General features: G+C 57.3%; 17 protein-coding genes. 6 read left to right on the top strand and 11 right to left on the bottom strand.

The features are described 5' to 3' along the window. Positions 1-12: 12 nt before the first annotated feature. The 7 genes from J1G33_RS15195 to J1G33_RS15165 form a co-directional block, all read right to left on the bottom strand. Positions 13-507: a fimbrial protein gene (locus tag J1G33_RS15195; RefSeq protein ID WP_032875478.1), complete on the bottom strand. Its 495-nt coding sequence runs from the start codon at positions 505-507 to the stop codon at positions 13-15. Positions 508-517: 10 nt separating this feature from the next. Then, the gene (locus tag J1G33_RS15190; protein WP_032875475.1) at positions 518-1,090 is read right to left on the bottom strand and encodes a fimbrial protein; all 573 of its coding nucleotides are present in this window, start codon (positions 1,088-1,090) and stop codon (positions 518-520) included. A gap of 20 nt (positions 1,091-1,110) precedes the next feature. Next, positions 1,111-1,872, bottom strand: coding sequence for a fimbria/pilus periplasmic chaperone (locus tag J1G33_RS15185; RefSeq protein WP_103735141.1), 762 nt, complete (start codon positions 1,870-1,872; stop codon positions 1,111-1,113). Then, positions 1,869-4,481, bottom strand: coding sequence for an outer membrane usher protein (locus tag J1G33_RS15180; protein WP_223018338.1), 2,613 nt, complete (start codon positions 4,479-4,481; stop codon positions 1,869-1,871). Before J1G33_RS15180 ends, J1G33_RS15185 begins: the two co-directional genes overlap by 4 nt. A gap of 19 nt (positions 4,482-4,500) precedes the next feature. Beyond that, positions 4,501-5,061 carry a fimbrial protein gene (locus J1G33_RS15175; protein WP_032875469.1) on the bottom strand — a complete coding sequence of 187 codons (561 nt, stop codon included), beginning with the start codon at positions 5,059-5,061 and terminating at the stop codon, positions 4,501-4,503. 47 nt (positions 5,062-5,108) lie between these two features. Beyond that, on the bottom strand, positions 5,109-5,630 hold the full coding sequence (locus tag J1G33_RS15170) for a fimbrial protein (RefSeq protein WP_032875466.1): 522 nt from the start codon (positions 5,628-5,630) through the stop codon (positions 5,109-5,111). A 507-nt stretch (positions 5,631-6,137) separates the two neighbouring features. Beyond that, a complete protein-coding gene (locus tag J1G33_RS15165; RefSeq protein ID WP_032875460.1) occupies positions 6,138-6,323 on the bottom strand; it encodes a hypothetical protein in 186 nt (61 codons plus the stop codon). Between the two features lie 311 nt (positions 6,324-6,634). On the opposite strand from J1G33_RS15165, the gene galU reads away from it, so the two are divergent. Both galU and gorA read left to right on the top strand, forming a co-directional pair. Next, complete coding sequence (galU, locus tag J1G33_RS15160; protein WP_003173830.1) at positions 6,635-7,474, top strand: UTP--glucose-1-phosphate uridylyltransferase GalU; 840 nt, start codon at positions 6,635-6,637, stop codon at positions 7,472-7,474. Positions 7,475-7,579: 105 nt separating this feature from the next. Beyond that, positions 7,580-8,938 (top strand): glutathione-disulfide reductase, encoded by a 1,359-nt coding sequence (gene gorA / locus J1G33_RS15155; protein WP_032875457.1) that lies wholly within the window; start codon positions 7,580-7,582, stop codon positions 8,936-8,938. Here gorA and J1G33_RS15150 read toward each other — a convergent pair whose 3' ends face one another. Then, positions 8,939-9,946: a DNA-binding protein gene (locus J1G33_RS15150; protein ID WP_032875454.1), complete on the bottom strand. Its 1,008-nt coding sequence runs from the start codon at positions 9,944-9,946 to the stop codon at positions 8,939-8,941. Between the two features lie 169 nt (positions 9,947-10,115). On the opposite strand from J1G33_RS15150, the gene J1G33_RS15145 reads away from it, so the two are divergent. The 3 genes from J1G33_RS15145 to ahpF all read left to right on the top strand — a co-directional run bounded on the left by J1G33_RS15145 (position 10,116) and on the right by ahpF (position 13,441). Continuing rightward, positions 10,116-11,048 carry a site-specific integrase gene (locus J1G33_RS15145; protein WP_223018337.1) on the top strand — a complete coding sequence of 311 codons (933 nt, stop codon included), beginning with the start codon at positions 10,116-10,118 and terminating at the stop codon, positions 11,046-11,048. A 133-nt stretch (positions 11,049-11,181) separates the two neighbouring features. Then, positions 11,182-11,745 carry an alkyl hydroperoxide reductase subunit C gene (ahpC, locus tag J1G33_RS15140; protein WP_005788226.1) on the top strand — a complete coding sequence of 188 codons (564 nt, stop codon included), beginning with the start codon at positions 11,182-11,184 and terminating at the stop codon, positions 11,743-11,745. A gap of 130 nt (positions 11,746-11,875) precedes the next feature. Then, on the top strand, positions 11,876-13,441 hold the full coding sequence (gene ahpF, locus J1G33_RS15135) for an alkyl hydroperoxide reductase subunit F (RefSeq protein ID WP_032875448.1): 1,566 nt from the start codon (positions 11,876-11,878) through the stop codon (positions 13,439-13,441). Between the two features lie 83 nt (positions 13,442-13,524). Here the strand turns inward: ahpF and gloA are convergent, their stop codons facing one another. Continuing rightward, the gene (gene gloA / locus J1G33_RS15130; protein WP_005788230.1) at positions 13,525-14,046 is read right to left on the bottom strand and encodes a lactoylglutathione lyase; all 522 of its coding nucleotides are present in this window, start codon (positions 14,044-14,046) and stop codon (positions 13,525-13,527) included. 178 nt (positions 14,047-14,224) lie between these two features. On the opposite strand from gloA, the gene J1G33_RS15125 reads away from it, so the two are divergent. Beyond that, positions 14,225-14,761, top strand: a complete 537-nt coding sequence (locus J1G33_RS15125) for a DUF4946 domain-containing protein (RefSeq protein ID WP_223018387.1) — start codon at positions 14,225-14,227, stop codon at positions 14,759-14,761. Between the two features lie 112 nt (positions 14,762-14,873). Here the strand turns inward: J1G33_RS15125 and J1G33_RS15120 are convergent, their stop codons facing one another. Together J1G33_RS15120 and J1G33_RS15115 are read right to left on the bottom strand one after the other, a co-directional pair. Further along, positions 14,874-15,239, bottom strand: coding sequence for a histone-like nucleoid-structuring protein, MvaT/MvaU family (locus tag J1G33_RS15120; RefSeq protein ID WP_032875443.1), 366 nt, complete (start codon positions 15,237-15,239; stop codon positions 14,874-14,876). A 174-nt stretch (positions 15,240-15,413) separates the two neighbouring features. Continuing rightward, the gene (locus tag J1G33_RS15115; protein ID WP_223018336.1) at positions 15,414-16,955 is read right to left on the bottom strand and encodes an EAL domain-containing protein; all 1,542 of its coding nucleotides are present in this window, start codon (positions 16,953-16,955) and stop codon (positions 15,414-15,416) included. Between the last annotated feature and the right edge of the window lie 149 nt (positions 16,956-17,104).

Here is a 17,104-nt window from a genome sequence, read left to right as displayed (position 1 = left end):
CGGTGATCGATTTCATTGGTAATCCACCACCAGAGTGGCTGCCGCATCGAATGTTCCACCGGTCAAGGTGCTGCCTGCGCGTTTGACCGGTACTGCCTGCACCACCGGAACGTTGGGATAGGTAAAGTTCACCGCCGTGTTCAAGGGCCAATCAGCGCCATTGACGAACAGCTTCACGCCAAGATCCGGTTTGCGGGTCACGAGCACGCGATTGTCAAACGCGGCACTCGTGCCCTTGAGTTCCAGTGTCAACGCATTGCTGAAAGGGGAGGCGCAGGTGACGGTGTAGGGCACATCTCGACGGTAGTTGACGCCGTCAATCCGAGAGGTCAGCAGGTCATTGCCAAAAGGCACGTTGAGCGTGCTTCCGCTGTTGATGACACACGGGGGCGGCGCGATGATGACCGCTCGGATGGTCAGGTTGGTATCGGCCTGAACCCCCTGGCTGAGCGCCAATAGCAGGTTGCTCGCGATAAATACAGCCCACGAACCGTTTGATTTAGCCATTGCTCTGCTCTTACTCATAATTGAGCCTGAAATCCACCACGGCGCGGAATGCCCCGCTGGACAGTGGCGCGGAGGTGCGAGTGGGCCGGACGTTCCAGGTTTTGGTGTTGCCGCCCAGGGGCAAGAACAGCGGTTCGCCCCTCGATCCCAGTTGTACATCCCGCCCAAGCGAGTCGGTCAGCTGCAGGCCCATCCCGGTGATGCCTTGCACTTTGACCAGCCGTGAATCATCGGCATCCGCAGGCGCAAGGAATGCGACCGATAGCACCGGCTGAAAGGCACTCCACGTAAGATTGCCGGTGCGTTCACTGCGGATGCTGCCGGCGGTGCGATTGCAATCGGTAAAGCGCAACTGGAACGCCACCTGGTTTGCCTGATCGCCGGGCCGGCGTAACTGGCTGGTGGATACCACGCCCAGGTCAATGGTTTGATGCAGCGAGTTCATTTCCAGGCTGCAAGGTGTTTCATGCATGGACCCGGAAATATTCAGCACGCCATTCATACCCTCGACATCCGCGGCCTGCGCACTCCCCCAACAGGCCAGTAACAGGCCGCTCAGTACCTTCATATAGTGCGGTTTCATGGCTTACTCCGGCGGCAGACTTACTGGTTAGGCGGTGCTGCTTGCAGGTTCACCTTGCAAGTCTCACCGCTGCAGGAGAAGGCCAGCAGTGGGCGTGCGCCGTAATCATTGACGTAGGCAAGATGAGGCGTGGAACCGAGGGCTTTGACCGTCGGGCCTAACGTCACCGCACCTTTGGGCGGGACCATCAGCGGCTCGAAGCCCGCGACGGTCTTGCCGTCCTTGCTGCTACGTGCGTCCACCAGCGTCACGTAGTAAGGCGTCGGGTTATTGACTTGATAACGTTCGCCTTGCCGGGTAAGGGTCAGTCGCTCCTGCCAGGGGTTGGAAACTTCTTGTTGGCTGGGCGCGATGGCTTGTGGTCGGTAGAACAATTTGATACGGGTCTGCAACGCGATTTGCAACGTGTTGGCCTTATCGGTGCGAGGTGGAATTTCCCGCAGGTTGAAGTAATAGACCGTCTCCCGGTCTTGGGGCAGGGACTTGGCTGCCGGTAACGCCTGGACCTTCACTTGGCTTTGTTTGCCGGGTTCTACGCGCTGCACCGGTGGCAACACGATCAAGGGTGTGGTGATCTTCTGGCCTTGCTCATCCTCGATCCAGCCTTGGGCCAGATAAGGCAGCTGAGTGTTGTTATTGGTGATGCTCACGCTGGTGGCATCCTTGCCGCCATCAAAAATCACCCGGGTACGGTCCAGGCCAATCGCTGCGGTGGCGTTTTGGCTCAGGCTGAGCGCCAGCAGTGTGAGGGTCGAGAGTGTGATGCGTATGTTCAATGTCATGATGATGTAGTCTCCGGGGCGGTGTGCTTGCCGGTCAGCTCTGCCGGCGCGGACAAGGGTTGATCGGTGACTGCCATCCGGCAGTCCAGTTGCAGTGCATTGGTCAGGCCATCCGCAGGCAAAACGACGGGTAAGGTGAGGGTGCATTGCTCGCGGCCGCTCCAACTGACGACCATCTGCTCGCCTGGCTGGATACCGCTCAGGTACACATTGCCGCCGTCATTCACAATCCCGGTGTCCTGCTGTTTTGTGTTTTTGACCATTGCACCGAAGGGCGGCGCACTGCCATCCGGCAGACGCAGGACAGCCATGGCTTTCTCACCGGAAATGAGTTCCAGGGCGCGATAACCGATGGCCCCTTCCGTGAGCGTCAGTTGGGTGACCGACTGGGTGGCTTCGACATTGCTCGGCAAGCGTTCCAGGTCGACACTGGCGGCCGTACGCTGGTAGCTGCTCAAATCGGAAATGACGGCCTTGCCAAACGCATTACTGCGGGTTGGCGTGCCGTAACCGCGCACCGGCACATCAGCAACACCGCCGGTATCGACCATCAGGCGGGTCCCGCCCATGCTGTTGGTACGATGCAGCGCTGCCCCGTGAGGCGTGAGCGTGCCACCGCCGCGAGCTGACATGCTGAGGCTGGTGTAGTTGCCTTGCTGCCGACTGGCAGCAAGCGTCAAGTCAGCCTGGTCACCCGCATGGCTCAGATAGCCGCTGGCCGAATTGTCGCTCGCACTGAGTTGGTAACTGTTGCGCTCATCAATGCGATCACTGTAGCGGGTTGAAAACCCGTTTTTGCCCGCGGTTCTGTTAGCGTCCAACGATAGTGTGCCGCTGCGCCCCAGTGGCACACTGACCGTCAGCGCCATACCGTTATCCTTATAGTTGTAATCCTGAGTGCGGTACACGTTCAAAGACAGGCTCATGTTTTTGACGGTGCCAATATTGAGATAACGTGACAGCGTCAAGTTCCAGCGTTGAGTCGCCGGTCGGGTCCAATAAGTTTGTTTGTTGTAACTGGCGTAGACAGTGGCGCCCAAGTCTCGAAACTGCTTATTTACAGTGGCTGTATAAAGCGCCTTGCTGCCACCCACAGGCTTCCATCCACCCGTGTATTGACCGTGCTCATCGTATTTTTCGCGCCCAGCCAGTTCGCCGTTCATTCCGTAGTGACGAGCATCCAAGTATTCACTCATGCTCAAGAAGTTCTTGTCGGAGAACCGGTAGCCGGCAAAGGTTACTTGGCTGTCGTATTGTTCAAAGTTCTTGGAATATTGCAGGCGCAAGGATTTACCGGACAGCGTTTCATTCCACACGTTGGCGTGGGACTGGGTAACATCCAGCGAGAGGGCGCCCAAAGCCAAAAGGTCACGTCCCGCCCCAATCGTTGCCGCCCGGTAGTACTTATCCGTTATAGCGCCGCCAAACAGCGACCAGCCGTTGCTGACCCCCCACGAAAACTCGCCCGTGCCAAAGAGATTACCGTCAGCGCCGTACTGAAGACTGGAAGGGCGACCAGTTGCCAGTTTGTATCGAACCTGCCCGGGGCGCGTGAGGTAGGGCACACCAGCAGTGTTGAGCTTGAAAGTCTGCACCGAGCCGTCCTGCTCCTCGACGCGCACATCCAGCGTACCGGCGACGGCATCATTAAGATCCTGAATGCGAAATGGGCCGGCTGCCACCAGGGTTTCATACAGCACGCGTCCTTGTTGGCTGACTACCACCCTGGCATTGGTTTTGGCCACCCCGACCACTTCAGGGGCGTAACCGCGCAAATTAGGTGGCAACTGGCTTTCGTCCGAGTTGAGCGCCGCCCCGGTAAAACGGAAGCTGTCAAACAGATCCGAATACAGGTAGTTCTCTCCCACCAACAGGCGCGCCTTCAGCGCAGGTATCGCGCGATAAGCGTAGTAACGACTCCATTCCAGTTTTTGCTCCCCGGCAGATCTGTCCCTCGCGCTGTCGACACGCCCCTGCCAATCGGCCCGCAGGCGCCAAGCCCCGGCATTGGCACCCACGGTGCCATTACCACTGAGGTGATTGCGGGTACGCTCGTTTTTTTGAGCGTTGGACTGCGCCGTCATGTTGTAGTCAATCAAAAGCCCTGGCACCCCTTCATCCCAGCGTGCGGGTGGGTCCCAATTGATCGCGCTGTATTCAAGGTAGGCGTGGGGGAGGTTGATGCTCAGCGTGGAGGTCGCCAGATCCGCGCTGACCTCCGTACCTGGCAGGCTGTGAATGTCCAGGCACTCGCTACCTTTCCACCAGGTCAGGCTGGCCGCTTCGGATGCCTTCAGGCCCAGTTGTTCCACCAGGTCAACTGACAAACACGCCTGGCTTCCTTTGGGGTCATCCTCGGGCGGGTAAAATGCCACCGATTGCTCGGAAACAGGCTGGCCATTTATCTGTACAAGCATCGTGTAGGTGCCGGGCAAAATGAACCCGCTGCGTGCAAATCGAGACAAATCGATATTGGTGCGATCATTGAGATCAAGAACGTCCGTATTGAATTCGATATCACCGCCGGCCCATGCAGTTCCTGCCAGTGACATCAGCCCGCCAACCAGACTCGGACGCAGCTTGTTTTTGATCTTCGACGCATTCAGCATGAAAGCAACCCATCAATGTTCAAAAGTATTCCAACTTGAACCGCACGGCGACGCGATGTGCGCCAGGTGCCAGCGGCAGCCCGTTACCCACCAGCCGCAGCGTGTAGTGAAGTGTCATGTCACCTTCCGCCAAGGGGTGCGGCGCCATCTGCTCACCCGGAACACTCTCCTGGCCGGCCGAATCCCAAATATGGAAGGCGATCCCCTGTGAATCACCAAAGGCGGCAAAGGAGCGGCCTTCTCTGTCGCGAGGGCCGTCAAACGTGACGCGCAGATGTTGCCAATCAGGCAACGTCGCCCCTGGGCGATGCGGGTCGGGACGGGTCAGCGAGCAATTGACCAGGCGCAACTCGAAAGGGTGAGGCTCTCCCAACGCATTGCGTAAAAGCCGACCTATGGGTTCGGGCGTCATTTCAATGGATTGATCAGCACTGGTCAGCTCCAACCCGCAAGCCGAGTCAACGACTTCTCCGCCCAGCGTGACCACACCCTCGCCCTGTGCAAGCGTCTGCGCAAAAACGTAAGGGCTGATGAGCATCGCCAGCGACGAGGTGATCGCTAGACTTATGAATGTTTTCACCGCTATCTCCACCAGCCCCCCGCCACCGAAAGTGGCGGGGGGAAAACTTACTGATAAGCCAAGGTGAAATTAGTGACTGCACTGAAATCGCCCGGGACGATGTCGCCGGTAGCAGCGCCTTGAACATAGGCGCCGAACTCCAGGGTGTTATCACCGGTAGAAATGGCCTGGGGCACCGTCGCCACACCGAGCTGAACAGGGCTGCCGCCATGGGTCATCATGATGCCCACGCGGCCTGCACTACCGACGGTGCCGATCGCCCCAGGGACGTCGGTTGACGGCGCCGCGGTAAAGGTTGTGGTCACGGTGTTGTCGGTGAGGCCCGCCAGGTCACAGCCTTCAAGCTCTATCAGCACACGGCGGGCTTCAGACTTTCCGCCTGCCTGCAATTGATGCTTTGCGATTGCGCCCAGGTGAACGCTCTGATCTACGGATTCAGGCTTGATGGAGCAGGCCCCCGAGTGGACCGATCCCAGAAAGGTAATGGTCCCATCTGCCGCGTTAGCTCCAGAAATCGAGCCCGCGAACAGCCCGAGGGTAAACAGCGCAGTTTTGAACTTGGTTTTCATTTGCAGATGCCCGCATAAAAATGTCATTGAAGAGCCCCGTCACCATTGCGAGCGGGACTGACTGTTTCACCCCAAACGTAGCTCCCGGAACGCCGGCCAGTCGTCGGCCGAGTCGGCTGTTGAATAATCACAGTTTCCAACTAGTTGTATTGCAATTCACGGGTACGCTCGAAGTAGAAGTGATTGTGCTGTGTTGCCATGAGAAAGTAAGTCGGCACATTCCGTTAGTTGTGTAGCTACACGGTGTAAGGATATATAGGAAGGATATAGCGATTTGCCAAAAAGCTGATTTTGACTGTAGGAAATGAGCCACACTCTAATAAATAAGAATATGTTAGTTGGGGCTGCGGATGTAAGAATGGGATTACGCGAACTAAAAAACAATAGTTAATTACGAAGCGAAACAACTAAGTGTCGAGGGCGGAGAGGTCGCACGGCGCCGACAAATACAGGCGTCCAAAAAAAAGCCCCGTCGACCGGGGCTTTTTTGTGGCGGTGTGGCGAGGCTTACTTGTTTTTCGGACGTTTGCTCGACGCGTGGCCTGCTTCATCCACAAACACTTCAGCTACGGCAATCGCCTGGCTCTCGGTCGCAAATGTTCCGGCAACGCTGTCGCCGTGAAAATTGATCAAGTGCCAGCCGTCTGCACGCTGCGTGATCAGGTAGCCGTTTACACCTTTGGGTTCTGACATCTATTGGCAATCTCGTGGTCTGATTCAAGGCGGCCATGATACCGGCAAACGGCTAGGGGGGGGCGCAAGTTGTTGCAGGTCAGTGCCAGGCGGCGAAAAGCGTGCTAAAACCATTGCAGCCCTTTTAAATAAAGGGGGGGCGGGTGTGTTTCGTCTGATCGTGGGCAACCCCTTTGCAAGATCAGCGGAACTTACGCCGACATTTTTTCTCTATGATGACATCGCAACGCCAGCAGGACCCATTGTAAGGTGACTGCGGCCTGATTAGACTGCGCCGAATTCCGTACGCACAGCCCTTTGTAAGGACTCATATGATCAAGAAATGCTTGTTCCCAGCAGCCGGTTACGGCACTCGCTTCTTGCCAGCGACCAAAGCCATGCCCAAAGAGATGCTGCCGGTGGTGAACAAGCCACTGATTCAGTACGGTGTGGAAGAAGCCCTGGATGCCGGCCTGAACGAGATCTCCATCGTTACCGGCCGCGGCAAACGCGCCCTGGAAGACCACTTCGACATCAGCTATGAGCTGGAAAACCAGATCAAAGGCACCGACAAGGAAAAATACCTGGTCGGTATCCGTAAATTGCTCGACGAGTGCTCGTTCTCCTACACCCGTCAGACTCAAATGAAAGGCCTCGGCCACGCTATCCTTACCGGTCGCCCGCTGATCGGTGACGAACCGTTCGCCGTGGTTCTGGCGGATGACCTGTGTGTGAACCTGGAAGGTGATGGTGTGCTGACCCAGATGGTCAAGCTCTACCAGAAATACCGCTGCACCATCGTTGCGGTGATGGAAGTCAACCCAACCGAAACCAACAAGTATGGCGTTATCGCCGGCGACGATATTGGCGATGGCTTGATCCGCGTGCGTGACATGGTCGAGAAGCCAGCGCCGGAAGATGCTCCGTCGAACCTGGCGATCATCGGTCGTTACATCCTCACCCCGGACATCTTCAAGCTGATCGAAGAAACCGAGCCGGGCAAGGGTGGCGAAATCCAGATCACCGATGCACTGTTGAAGCAAGCCAAAGACGGTTGCGTAATTGCCTACAAGTTCAAAGGGCAGCGTTTTGACTGCGGTGGCGCCGAAGGCTACATCGAAGCAACCAACTTCTGCTACGAGCACTTCTACAAGACTGGCAAGGCCTACTGATTCACGCTTGCCGCACTGTTTCAAGAGAAAGCCACCTTCGGGTGGCTTTTTCGTTTTTCAGCCCCATGTAAGTCGGTATGCTGGTGTTCTGCCGAGGAGAGTGAAATGGCCTACGATTTTGACCTGTATGTAATTGGCGCCGGTTCCGGCGGTGTTCGTGCGGCGCGCTTTGCCGCAGGCTTCGGTGCCAAGGTGGCCGTTGCGGAAAGCCGCTATCTGGGCGGCACCTGTGTGAACGTCGGCTGCGTGCCGAAAAAGCTGTTGGTGTACGGCGCGCATTTTGCCGAAGACTTCGAGCAAGCCAGTGGTTTCGGTTGGTCATTGGGCGAAGCGAACTTTGACTGGGCAACCCTGATTGCCAACAAGGATCGCGAGATCAACCGCCTTAATGGCATCTATCGCAACCTGCTGGTCAACAGCGGGGTGACCCTGCATGAAGGCCATGCGCGTCTGGTAGATGCGCATCAGGTAGAGATTAACGGCGAGCGCTTTACTGCCAGGCACATCCTGATCGCTACCGGCGGCTGGCCGCAGATCCCGGAAATTCCAGGGCATGAACACGCGATCGGTTCCAATGAGGCGTTCTTTCTTAAAGAGCTACCCAAGCGCGTACTGGTGGTGGGTGGTGGTTACATTGCAGTGGAATTCGCCGGAATTTTCCATGGTTTGGGTGCCAACACCACCTTGCTGTATCGCGGCGACCTGTTCTTGCGCGGCTTCGACGGTTCGGTGCGCACCCACCTGAAGGAAGAACTGACCAAGCGCGGGCTGGACCTGCAGTTCAATGCCGATATCGAGCGCATCGACAAGCAAGCCGACGGTAGCCTCAAGGCCACCTTGAAGGATGGCCGCGTGCTGGAAGCCGACTGTGTGTTCTATGCTACCGGCCGCCGCCCGATGCTCGACAACCTGGGGCTGGAAAATACCGGTGTGAAGTTGGACGAGCGCGGCTTCGTTGAGGTGGACGATATTTACCAGACCGCCGAACCATCGATCCTGGCCATTGGCGATGTGATTGGTCGGGTGCAACTGACGCCGGTCGCCCTGGCTGAAGGCATGGCCGTGGCGCGGCGCCTGTTCAAGCCTGAGCAGTACCGTGCGGTGGATTACGCCAACATCGCAACGGCGGTGTTCAGCCTGCCGAATATCGGCACCGTCGGGCTGACGGAAGAAGACGCGCGCAAGCAAGGCCGCAACGTGCAGATCTTTGAAAGCCGTTTCCGACCGATGAAGCTGACCTTGACCGATTGCCAGGAAAAGACCCTGATGAAGCTGGTGGTCGATGCCGACACCGACAAGGTCTTGGGCTGCCACATGGTCGGTCCGGATGCAGGCGAAATCGTGCAGGGGCTGGCGATCGCGCTCAAGGCGGGCGCGACCAAACAGCATTTCGACGAGACCATCGGCGTGCACCCGACGGCGGCCGAAGAGTTCGTCACCATGCGCACGCCTGTGGCCGATTGATCAGGAAGGTTGTGCTGTCTCTGGCGCCGTTGCAACGGCGGCGGCCAGGCGCAGCGCGTCGATGCTGGCCTGGGCCTTGATCAGGTCCAGTTCCAGTGCCTTGTTGCGCTGCTGATTTTCAAGTAGCGCCTCCTGGCGTGCCTGACTGTCCAGTGCTGCAACCCGCAGGCGCTCCTGAAGCAGGGCGCGCTCGCTGTCGATCTTGCTCAGATGCTCATTGAGCTTGAGTTGTGCGGCCTGATCCTTGCGGGTCTGATCCTGCAATGCGTTCAGTTCCTTGGTGGTCACTCGCTGCTCAATCAGCAGGCGTTCATTATCGCGATGCAGTTGGGTGATTTCATCCTGGCGTACGAGTGCGCTTTGCTGAGCCTGGCGCAATTCGGCTTGAACCTGCTGCAGCTGGCCTTCATGGCGACGCTGCTCTTGCTCGCGCTGTTCCTTTATCGCGTTGCGGTAATGCTCAAGCGCGTCGCGTGCGTGCAGGTGTTTCTCTTCCAGTGAGCGAATCTGTTCGTCCTTGTCGTTGATCCGCAACTCGTAATCACTGCACGCCTGGCTCAACCCGGCGTTACGGGTTTGCTCGGTTTGCAGGCTGGTGCTGACGGTTTGCAGCGCAGCGCTTTCTTCCGCCAGGGCTGCGGCCTGGATATCAAATTGCTGCTTGAGCTGAGTGTGTGCCTCTTCAAGCGCCTCAACCTGGGCGAGCAGGGCGGTTTTCTGCTGTTCAAATTGCGCCAGCGCCAAGTCAATCGGCTCCTGAGCCTTCTCTTTCAGGCGCTGGGCCAGACGTGCAACCAGCTCGCCTAGCTCGTCGTCAATCGGCGCCTCGGTAATGGTCAGCCGGGTTTCACTTTCGTCCAGCTCCTTCAAATAGCGATGAATAGTGGTTTTGGAACCGGTATTACCCATCTCGATCCGTACTGCGTCGATGCTGGGGTTTTCGCCGCGGGCAAGGATTGCCAAGCGTGCCGTTTGAACTACTGCTTTGTTTATGCCGCCGCGAGCCATGGAGTCTCCGTCGATTTAGTACTGTGGTACATGGTATGTATATACATACTTTAGCACGTATAAAAAATCGTTGAAATTCATGATTCAACAGATGGGATATTGGCGTATTATCCCGTGTCATAACGGTTTTAACCGCCACTTCCCCTGACGGCAGTACGAAACGACACCCATGAGCGAGCTGGATCGATATCTCAACGCTGCGACCCGCGACAACACGCGCCGCAGCTACCGTGCGGCGATCGAGCACTTCGAAGTGAGTTGGGGAGGGTTTCTGCCGGCCACCAGCGACAGCGTGGCGCGTTATCTGGTGGCGCACGCCGGAGTGTTGGCGGTGAACACCTTGAAACTGCGGCTTTCGGCACTGGCGCAGTGGCATACCAGCCAGGGCTTTGCCGATCCGACGAAAGCGCCCGTGGTGCGCAAGGTGCTCAAGGGGATTCGTGCCGTGCATCCAGCGCGCGAGCGGCAGGCAGAGCCTTTGCAGCTACAGCATCTTGAGCAGGTCGTCACTTCACTGGCGCTTGAAGCAAGCCAGGCCAGCGAAAACCAGGACCAGCCCCGATTGCTGCGCGCCAAGCGTGACACTGCGCTGATCCTGCTGGGCTTTTGGCGGGGGTTTCGCAGTGATGAGCTGTGCCGATTAAGCATTGAGCACGTCCAGGCTGTGCCCGGCGCCGGGATCAGCCTGTACCTACCGCGTAGCAAAGGCGATCGGGAAAACCTGGGCAAGACGTACCAGACGCCAGCGCTGCTGCGCCTGTGCCCGGTGCAAGCTTACAGCGACTGGCTCAGCGCCTCGGCGATGGTTCGCGGCCCGGTCTTTCGCGGCATCGACCGTTGGGGCAACCTGGGCGAGGAGGGGCTGCATCCCAATAGTGTCATCCCATTATTGCGCCAGGCCCTGGAACGTGCAGGCATCCCCGCCGAGCAATACACCAGCCACTCCCTGCGGCGCGGCTTTGCCACCTGGGCCCATCGCAGTGGCTGGGACTTGAAGTCGCTGATGAGTTACGTCGGGTGGAACGACATGAAATCCGCCATGCGCTATGTTGAAGCGACGCCGTTTCTCGGCATGACCCTGGCCACCCAGCCGTTGATTTGAAATTTCTTCTATTAATACCGCCACTTGATAGAGAAAGCCAATCATCAGCATCAGGTTTGCCAATGGGCCATCGACCGAAAGAGTCGGTAGGATTCATCTCATCAACTTCTTAACCCCTGACGGAGAGTCAACGATGCCTATCATCAACAGCCAAGTAAAACCGTTTAAAGCCACCGCTTTCAAAAACGGCAGCTTCCTGGATGTGACCGACGCTGACCTGAAAGGCAAGTGGTCGGTAGTGTTCTTCTACCCAGCCGACTTTACCTTCGTTTGCCCAACCGAACTGGAAGACCTGGCTGACAACTACGCCGAATTCCAGAAACTGGGCGTCGAAATCTACAGCGTGTCCACCGACACCCATTTTGCCCACGCTGCCTGGCACAACACTTCGCCAGCCATCGGCAAAATCCAGTACACCATGATCGGTGACCCAACCCTGACCATCTCCCGCAACTTTGACGTGCTGATCGAAGAAGCTGGCTTGGCTGACCGCGGTACTTTCGTGATCAACCCGGAAGGTCAGATCAAGATCGTCGAACTGAACGACGGTGGTGTTGGCCGTGATGCTTCCGAGCTGCTGCGCAAGATCAAGGCTGCTCAATACGTCGCTGCCCACCCAGGCGAAGTGTGCCCAGCCAAGTGGAAAGAAGGCGAGGCCACTCTGGCTCCGTCCCTGGACCTGGTCGGCAAGATCTAAGTCTGTGAAGACGTATCAAGGGCGGGAATCCGCACTTAAGTAAGCTGCATCCGCCCTCAAAACGCCCGGGCGAGATTCGCTCGGGCGTTTTTTTGTCTGCAATAAACCGAATGAACAGGAAATCGCCCGTATGTTGGACGCCAATCTTAAAGCTCAGTTGAAGTCATACCTGGAACGGGTCACCCAGCCGATCGAGATCGTCGCCTCCCTCGACGACGGCGCGAAATCCCAGGAAATGCTTGCTCTTTTACAGGACGTCATCAGCCTCACCACGCTGATTACCCTGAAAACCGATGGCGATGATGCGCGCAGGCCATCGTTCTCCATCAACCGCCCGGGTGCCGATATCAGCCTGCGCTTCGCCGGCATCCCCATGGGCCATGAATTCACTTCGCTGGTGCTGGCTCTGTTGCAAGTCGGTGGCCACCCGTCGAAGGCCAGTGTCGAAGTGATTGAACAGATCCGCGCCCTTAAAGGTGAGTTCAGCTTCGAGACATACTTTTCGCTGTCGTGCCAGAACTGCCCGGACGTGGTCCAGGCCCTGAACCTGATGGCGGTGCTGAACCCCAATATCCGTCATGTGGCCATCGACGGCGCGCTGTTCCAGGCCGAAGTCGACGAACGCCAGATCATGGCGGTGCCCAGTGTCTACTTGAATGGAGTGAACTTCGGCCAGGGCCGCATGGGCCTGGAAGAAATTCTTGCCAAGCTCGACACTAGCGGCCTCGAAAAAGCCGCCGAGAAAATCAGTGCCAAAGAGGCGTTCGATGTATTGGTTGTCGGCGGCGGCCCAGCCGGTTCCTCGGCGGCCATCTACGCAGCCCGTAAAGGTATCCGTACCGGTGTAGCGGCTGAACGTTTTGGTGGCCAGGTGCTGGACACTATGTCCATCGAGAACTTTATCTCGGTACAGGAAACCGAAGGGCCGAAACTGGCCAGTGCGTTGGAAGCGCATGTGCGTCAGTACGACGTGGACATCATGAACCTGCAGCGCGCCAGCAGCCTGGTGCCGGCGAAAAATGCCGGTGAGTTGCATGAGATTCGCTTCGAAAGCGGTGCGACCCTCAAGTCCAAGACCGTTATCCTGGCCACTGGCGCCCGCTGGAGAGAGATGGGTGTGCCGGGCGAGCAGGAATACAAGGCCAAGGGCGTGTGCTTCTGCCCGCACTGCGATGGGCCGCTGTTCAAGGGCAAGCGCGTTGCGGTGATCGGCGGCGGTAACTCCGGTGTGGAAGCGGCTATTGATTTGGCCGGGATCGTCAACCATGTCACGTTGCTTGAGTTTGACAGCAAGTTGCGCGCCGATGCGGTGCTGCAACGCAAGCTTTACAGCTTGCCGAACGTGGATGTGATTACCAGCGCGCTGACCAGCGAAGTCAAAGGCGATGGTCAGAAAGTCACCGGCCTTGCCTACAAGGATCGCGACAGTGGTGAGTTCAAGACTATCGACCTGGAAGGTATCTTCGTGCAGATCGGTTTGTTGCCCAACACCGACTGGCTCAAAGGCACGGTGGAGTTGACGCCTCGCGGCGAGATCATCGTGGATGCCCGTGGCGAGACTTCACTGCCGGGTGTATTTGCGGCCGGTGACGTCACTACCGTGCCCTACAAGCAGATCGTCATTGCGGTGGGCGAGGGTGCCAAGGCCTCCCTGAGTGCATTCGATCACTTGATTCGCACATCAGCCCCGGCATAAGTGACACGCGAAAAACCAAAAAAGCCCCATGAGCAATCATGGGGCTTTTTTATTCCTGCGTACTGCGCGAGACGCGCCGCGTGTTACATCGGCGCCGGCTGGATGATCTCGACCCAGTAACCATCCGGGTCCTTGATGAAGGCCAGGCTCTTCATGCGGCCATCCGTCAGGCGCTTCTGGAAATCGCAGCCCAGCGCTTCGAAACGCTCGCACGCAGCGACGATATCCGGTACCGAAATACAGATATGGCCAAAGCCACGCGGGTCGGTATTGCCGTTGTGATAGGCAAAGTCGGCGTCGTTTTCGGTGCCGTGGTTATGGGTCAGCTCAAGGATGCCCGGAATCGATTTCATCCACTGGGTGCGCTCGGCGGCGTCGGCCGGGATTTGGGCCTTGTCCACCAGGGCGAGGAAATACAGGCTGAATTCGGCTTCCGGGAAGTCGCGTTTTTCAACCAGGGAGAAACCCAGCACGCGGGTGTAGAAGTCCAGCGATTTGGTGATGTCCTTGACCCGCAACATGGTGTGGTTAAACACAAAATTTGCAGTGGCGGTGTCAGGTTGGGCAGTGACGCCCGGGAAGGTGTTCAGTTCGTGCAGGCTCATGGGCCCTCCAGAAAAAATGGGGCAAAGCGGTCCCTTGGCGTGCGGCAAGCATCCGTGCTGCCGGCTCATGATACGCAAGGGCTACCTGCCGCGCCAAATGAAAAAACGCACGCGGCCCTTGCGAGCGGCGGGTCCGGGGCCGCAAACTTTGCGGCTTGAACCCTGGGCGTTTTTCATAATGATCGAGTTTCGTAAATCGCTGTTGAGTACGTTGTGCCTGATGCTGGGGAGCCCGTTCGTATTGGCGGCCGACCCGGAGATTCATTGGCCCAGCGGCTGGCAGGTCGAAGAAGTCATATCTGACGACGAAGTCCCCGCGAAGGCTCAAACAGTGTCTCGCCAGCGCGCGATCAAAAATGATGAAAACGGCGCAACCCTGATGGTCATGGAGTTGACCGGCACGCCAATTGAAACCGGACATAAAGTTAATCTTCCAGGCGTGTTACTGGAAATGCGCAAATCGATTCAGAAAGATTTCGCCCAGGGCGGTTATCAAAGCGTGTGCAGCAAGATGCATCCTACGACACTGAGTCGCCTTGAAGCGTTGGAGACTACTTGCGTGATAACCGAAAATGGACGGCACGTGTTGTCACAAACATTAGTCGGCGCAGTGGATACAGATAAGGCCTATGTATTTTCTTACGCGGGCCAGGCGCAAGCCTACGAGGCGAGCAAAGACGAAGTCAGTTCGGTGCGCAACAGCCTGAAACTTTGAATCGACCCTTTTTAGTGGTTTTGAACAAAATGAACGGCTGGTTAAGTTCGCTTTCGAACCGTCAACTGCAAAAAAGCCCCGCATGTGCGGGGCTTTTTTTAGTGCGGGATGATTAACCGCGCAGCCAGGAATCTACCGTGGCAGCGCCGTACTCTTCTTTCCACGCTTTCAGGCCGCGGTGGTTGCCGCCTTTGGTCTCGATCAGCTCACCAGTATGCGGGTTGTGGTAAACCTTGACGACCCGTGCACGGCGCTGCTTTGGCGCTGCGGCGATGGTTGCACCCGCCTTGCGCGGGGCTGGATCAAGAATGGCGATGACATCGCGCAGACTTTTGCCGTAGCTGTCCATCAGCTTTTTGAGCTTTTCTTCGAATTCGATTTCTTTCTTCAAGCCTGCGTCATTCTTCAAGGATTCCAGCTGGGCCAGCTGCTCTTGAAGGGCTTTTTCTGCTGCGCGAAATTCGGCGAGTCTGGACAAAATCTGTACTCCAATAGTGTAGTGGCTGATATCAACTGCAGACAAAGCTATAAGCCAGAAACGTTAACACGACGTCAACGAAGAAGACCCTTCTGCGAGTTCTGCACAGGCAGAAAAATTGTAGTAGTTAATCCCTCTGGAGTAAATCATGTCTTCTGTCCAAATAACAATCTTTCATCGGTTGCCTAACGATTTAATGAACTCATCGCAGGGTAGCGGCTTGCCGAACAGGTAACCTTGTAAGAAATCCACACCTTGGGCGACGAGGTATTCACACTGTTCTGCTGTTTCCACGCCTTCGGCAACAATGCCAAGGTCAAGCTTGGCTGACAGTTCTATGATGCTGTCCAGAATATGCCGTGACAGTGCATCCACACCGATCATGGCGACAAAGCTCTGATCAATCTTCAAGTAGTCGACATTGAAGTTGCGCAAGTAACCGAGGCTGGAATGGCCGGTGCCGAAGTCATCGATCGCGATCATCACCCCCAACTGATGCAGGGCGTCAAACAGTCTGCGGGTGGTCTCGGTGGGCTCGATCAGCTCGCGTTCGGTCAGCTCCAGTACCAAGGTGACCTGGCCGGGCGGGAAGGCTGCGAGAAACTCCTGGCAATCGTTCACCAGTTCGAGGTCCTGGCAATGCCGCGCGGTAATGTTCACGCCAATATGAAAACCGGGGTTGAAGCGTTCGGCATGGGGCGCCAGTTGCGCGGCGGTCTGGCGCAGCAGGGCGCGGGTCATCGGCACGATGAGGCCGGAGTCTTCGGCCAGGGGAATAAACAAATCTGGCCGCACCAGGCCCTCTTTGGGATGTTTCCAGCGCATCAGCACTTCGCAACCGGCCCACTGACGCGTATCACCGCGCACCACGGGTTGGAAGTACGGGATAAATTCGTTGGCGCTTAATGCACGTTGCAGTTCGTGGGTGGGTGCCGACGAGCGTTTTTGCAGCCAATGGGCGAGGATGCCAGCCAGCACACCAAAGAACGCCACCAGGCTGAACACCGCCGGATAGCGGGCCTGCATATAACGCCAGGTTTCCCCGGCAGGCATCCCGGCCTCGACGCTGTAGTGATAGCGCGCCGACGCCAGGTGATGATGCGCCACGGCGAACACGGGCACTGCGTCGTTATGCACTTTGCCGTCGGCATCCAGCCAATTGGGCCCGACTTGCAGCACCAAATAGGCGTAACGACTGATCAGGCGCAAGGCATTGGTGAGGTGGTAGCTGTCGATCGAGGCAAACGCGCCTTGCTCACCCTCCACCAGGCGGTAAACCAGTAACGCAGTATCTGGCGTGACAGGGTTGCCATTCATCAACCACAACCGGCCATCCACATAGTCGTCCGGGTTGACCGGCGATTGGTAGTCGCCGCCAAACAGTGAGCTGCAATAAATGTTTTTCTGCCAGGACAACGTGGTGGCGCGTACGAACGGCCGGCGCGTGACCTGTTCGCGCAGCGCCAGTTTCGCCGCGTTATCGCACGGTTTGCCTGCCAATGGCAGCAAATCCCGGTCGGCGAGGGCGGTATTGTCGAGCATCAAATCGAACTGGCGCACTGCTTCCTGAGCCGTTTGTGTGGTGCTTTGTTCAAGTGTGCGTTCAGCTTGCCAGTAAAGAATCGCGACCCCCAGCAGAATCGGGAGCAGTCCACAGGTTGCGCTGATGACGTAACGTGTGGCTCGGCCTCGTGGGCCTTTGGAGGTCAGGGGCATAGGGACAGTCAGTCGCTGAAAAAAAAGGGTATGTGCCGATGATAGATGGCATTGCTCAAGTACGCTCGCTACCGATTGTTGATTCTGGGCTGAGGGCCTATTCACGCGTGTCCCAGGTGCTCAACCAGCCGGCGCGCTTGCTACAAACC

Origin of the sequence: Pseudomonas sp. P867 (assembly GCF_019891455.1) — a bacterium.
Classification (GTDB): domain Bacteria; phylum Pseudomonadota; class Gammaproteobacteria; order Pseudomonadales; family Pseudomonadaceae; genus Aquipseudomonas; species Aquipseudomonas synxantha_A.
Note: the sequence above shows the minus strand (reverse complement) of the source record. Positions and strands in the feature narration are given on the sequence as shown.

Excerpts from the sequence above, each read along its gene's own strand:
- J1G33_RS15195 (WP_032875478.1), bottom strand. The coding sequence starts at position 507 with ATGGCTAAATCAAACGGTTCGTGGGCTGTATTTATCGCGAGCAACCTG.
- J1G33_RS15190 (WP_032875475.1), bottom strand. The coding sequence starts at position 1,090 with ATGAAACCGCACTATATGAAGGTACTGAGCGGCCTGTTACTGGCCTGT.
- J1G33_RS15185 (WP_103735141.1), bottom strand. The coding sequence starts at position 1,872 with ATGACATTGAACATACGCATCACACTCTCGACCCTCACACTGCTGGCG.
- J1G33_RS15180 (WP_223018338.1), bottom strand. The coding sequence starts at position 4,481 with ATGCTGAATGCGTCGAAGATCAAAAACAAGCTGCGTCCGAGTCTGGTT.
- J1G33_RS15170 (WP_032875466.1), bottom strand. The coding sequence starts at position 5,630 with ATGAAAACCAAGTTCAAAACTGCGCTGTTTACCCTCGGGCTGTTCGCG.
- J1G33_RS15165 (WP_032875460.1), bottom strand. The coding sequence starts at position 6,323 with ATGTCAGAACCCAAAGGTGTAAACGGCTACCTGATCACGCAGCGTGCA.
- galU (WP_003173830.1), top strand. The coding sequence starts at position 6,635 with ATGATCAAGAAATGCTTGTTCCCAGCAGCCGGTTACGGCACTCGCTTC.
- gorA (WP_032875457.1), top strand. The coding sequence starts at position 7,580 with ATGGCCTACGATTTTGACCTGTATGTAATTGGCGCCGGTTCCGGCGGT.
- J1G33_RS15150 (WP_032875454.1), bottom strand. The coding sequence starts at position 9,946 with ATGGCTCGCGGCGGCATAAACAAAGCAGTAGTTCAAACGGCACGCTTG.
- J1G33_RS15145 (WP_223018337.1), top strand. The coding sequence starts at position 10,116 with ATGAGCGAGCTGGATCGATATCTCAACGCTGCGACCCGCGACAACACG.
- ahpC (WP_005788226.1), top strand. The coding sequence starts at position 11,182 with ATGCCTATCATCAACAGCCAAGTAAAACCGTTTAAAGCCACCGCTTTC.
- ahpF (WP_032875448.1), top strand. The coding sequence starts at position 11,876 with ATGTTGGACGCCAATCTTAAAGCTCAGTTGAAGTCATACCTGGAACGG.
- gloA (WP_005788230.1), bottom strand. The coding sequence starts at position 14,046 with ATGAGCCTGCACGAACTGAACACCTTCCCGGGCGTCACTGCCCAACCT.
- J1G33_RS15125 (WP_223018387.1), top strand. The coding sequence starts at position 14,225 with ATGATCGAGTTTCGTAAATCGCTGTTGAGTACGTTGTGCCTGATGCTG.
- J1G33_RS15115 (WP_223018336.1), bottom strand. The coding sequence starts at position 16,955 with ATGCCCCTGACCTCCAAAGGCCCACGAGGCCGAGCCACACGTTACGTC.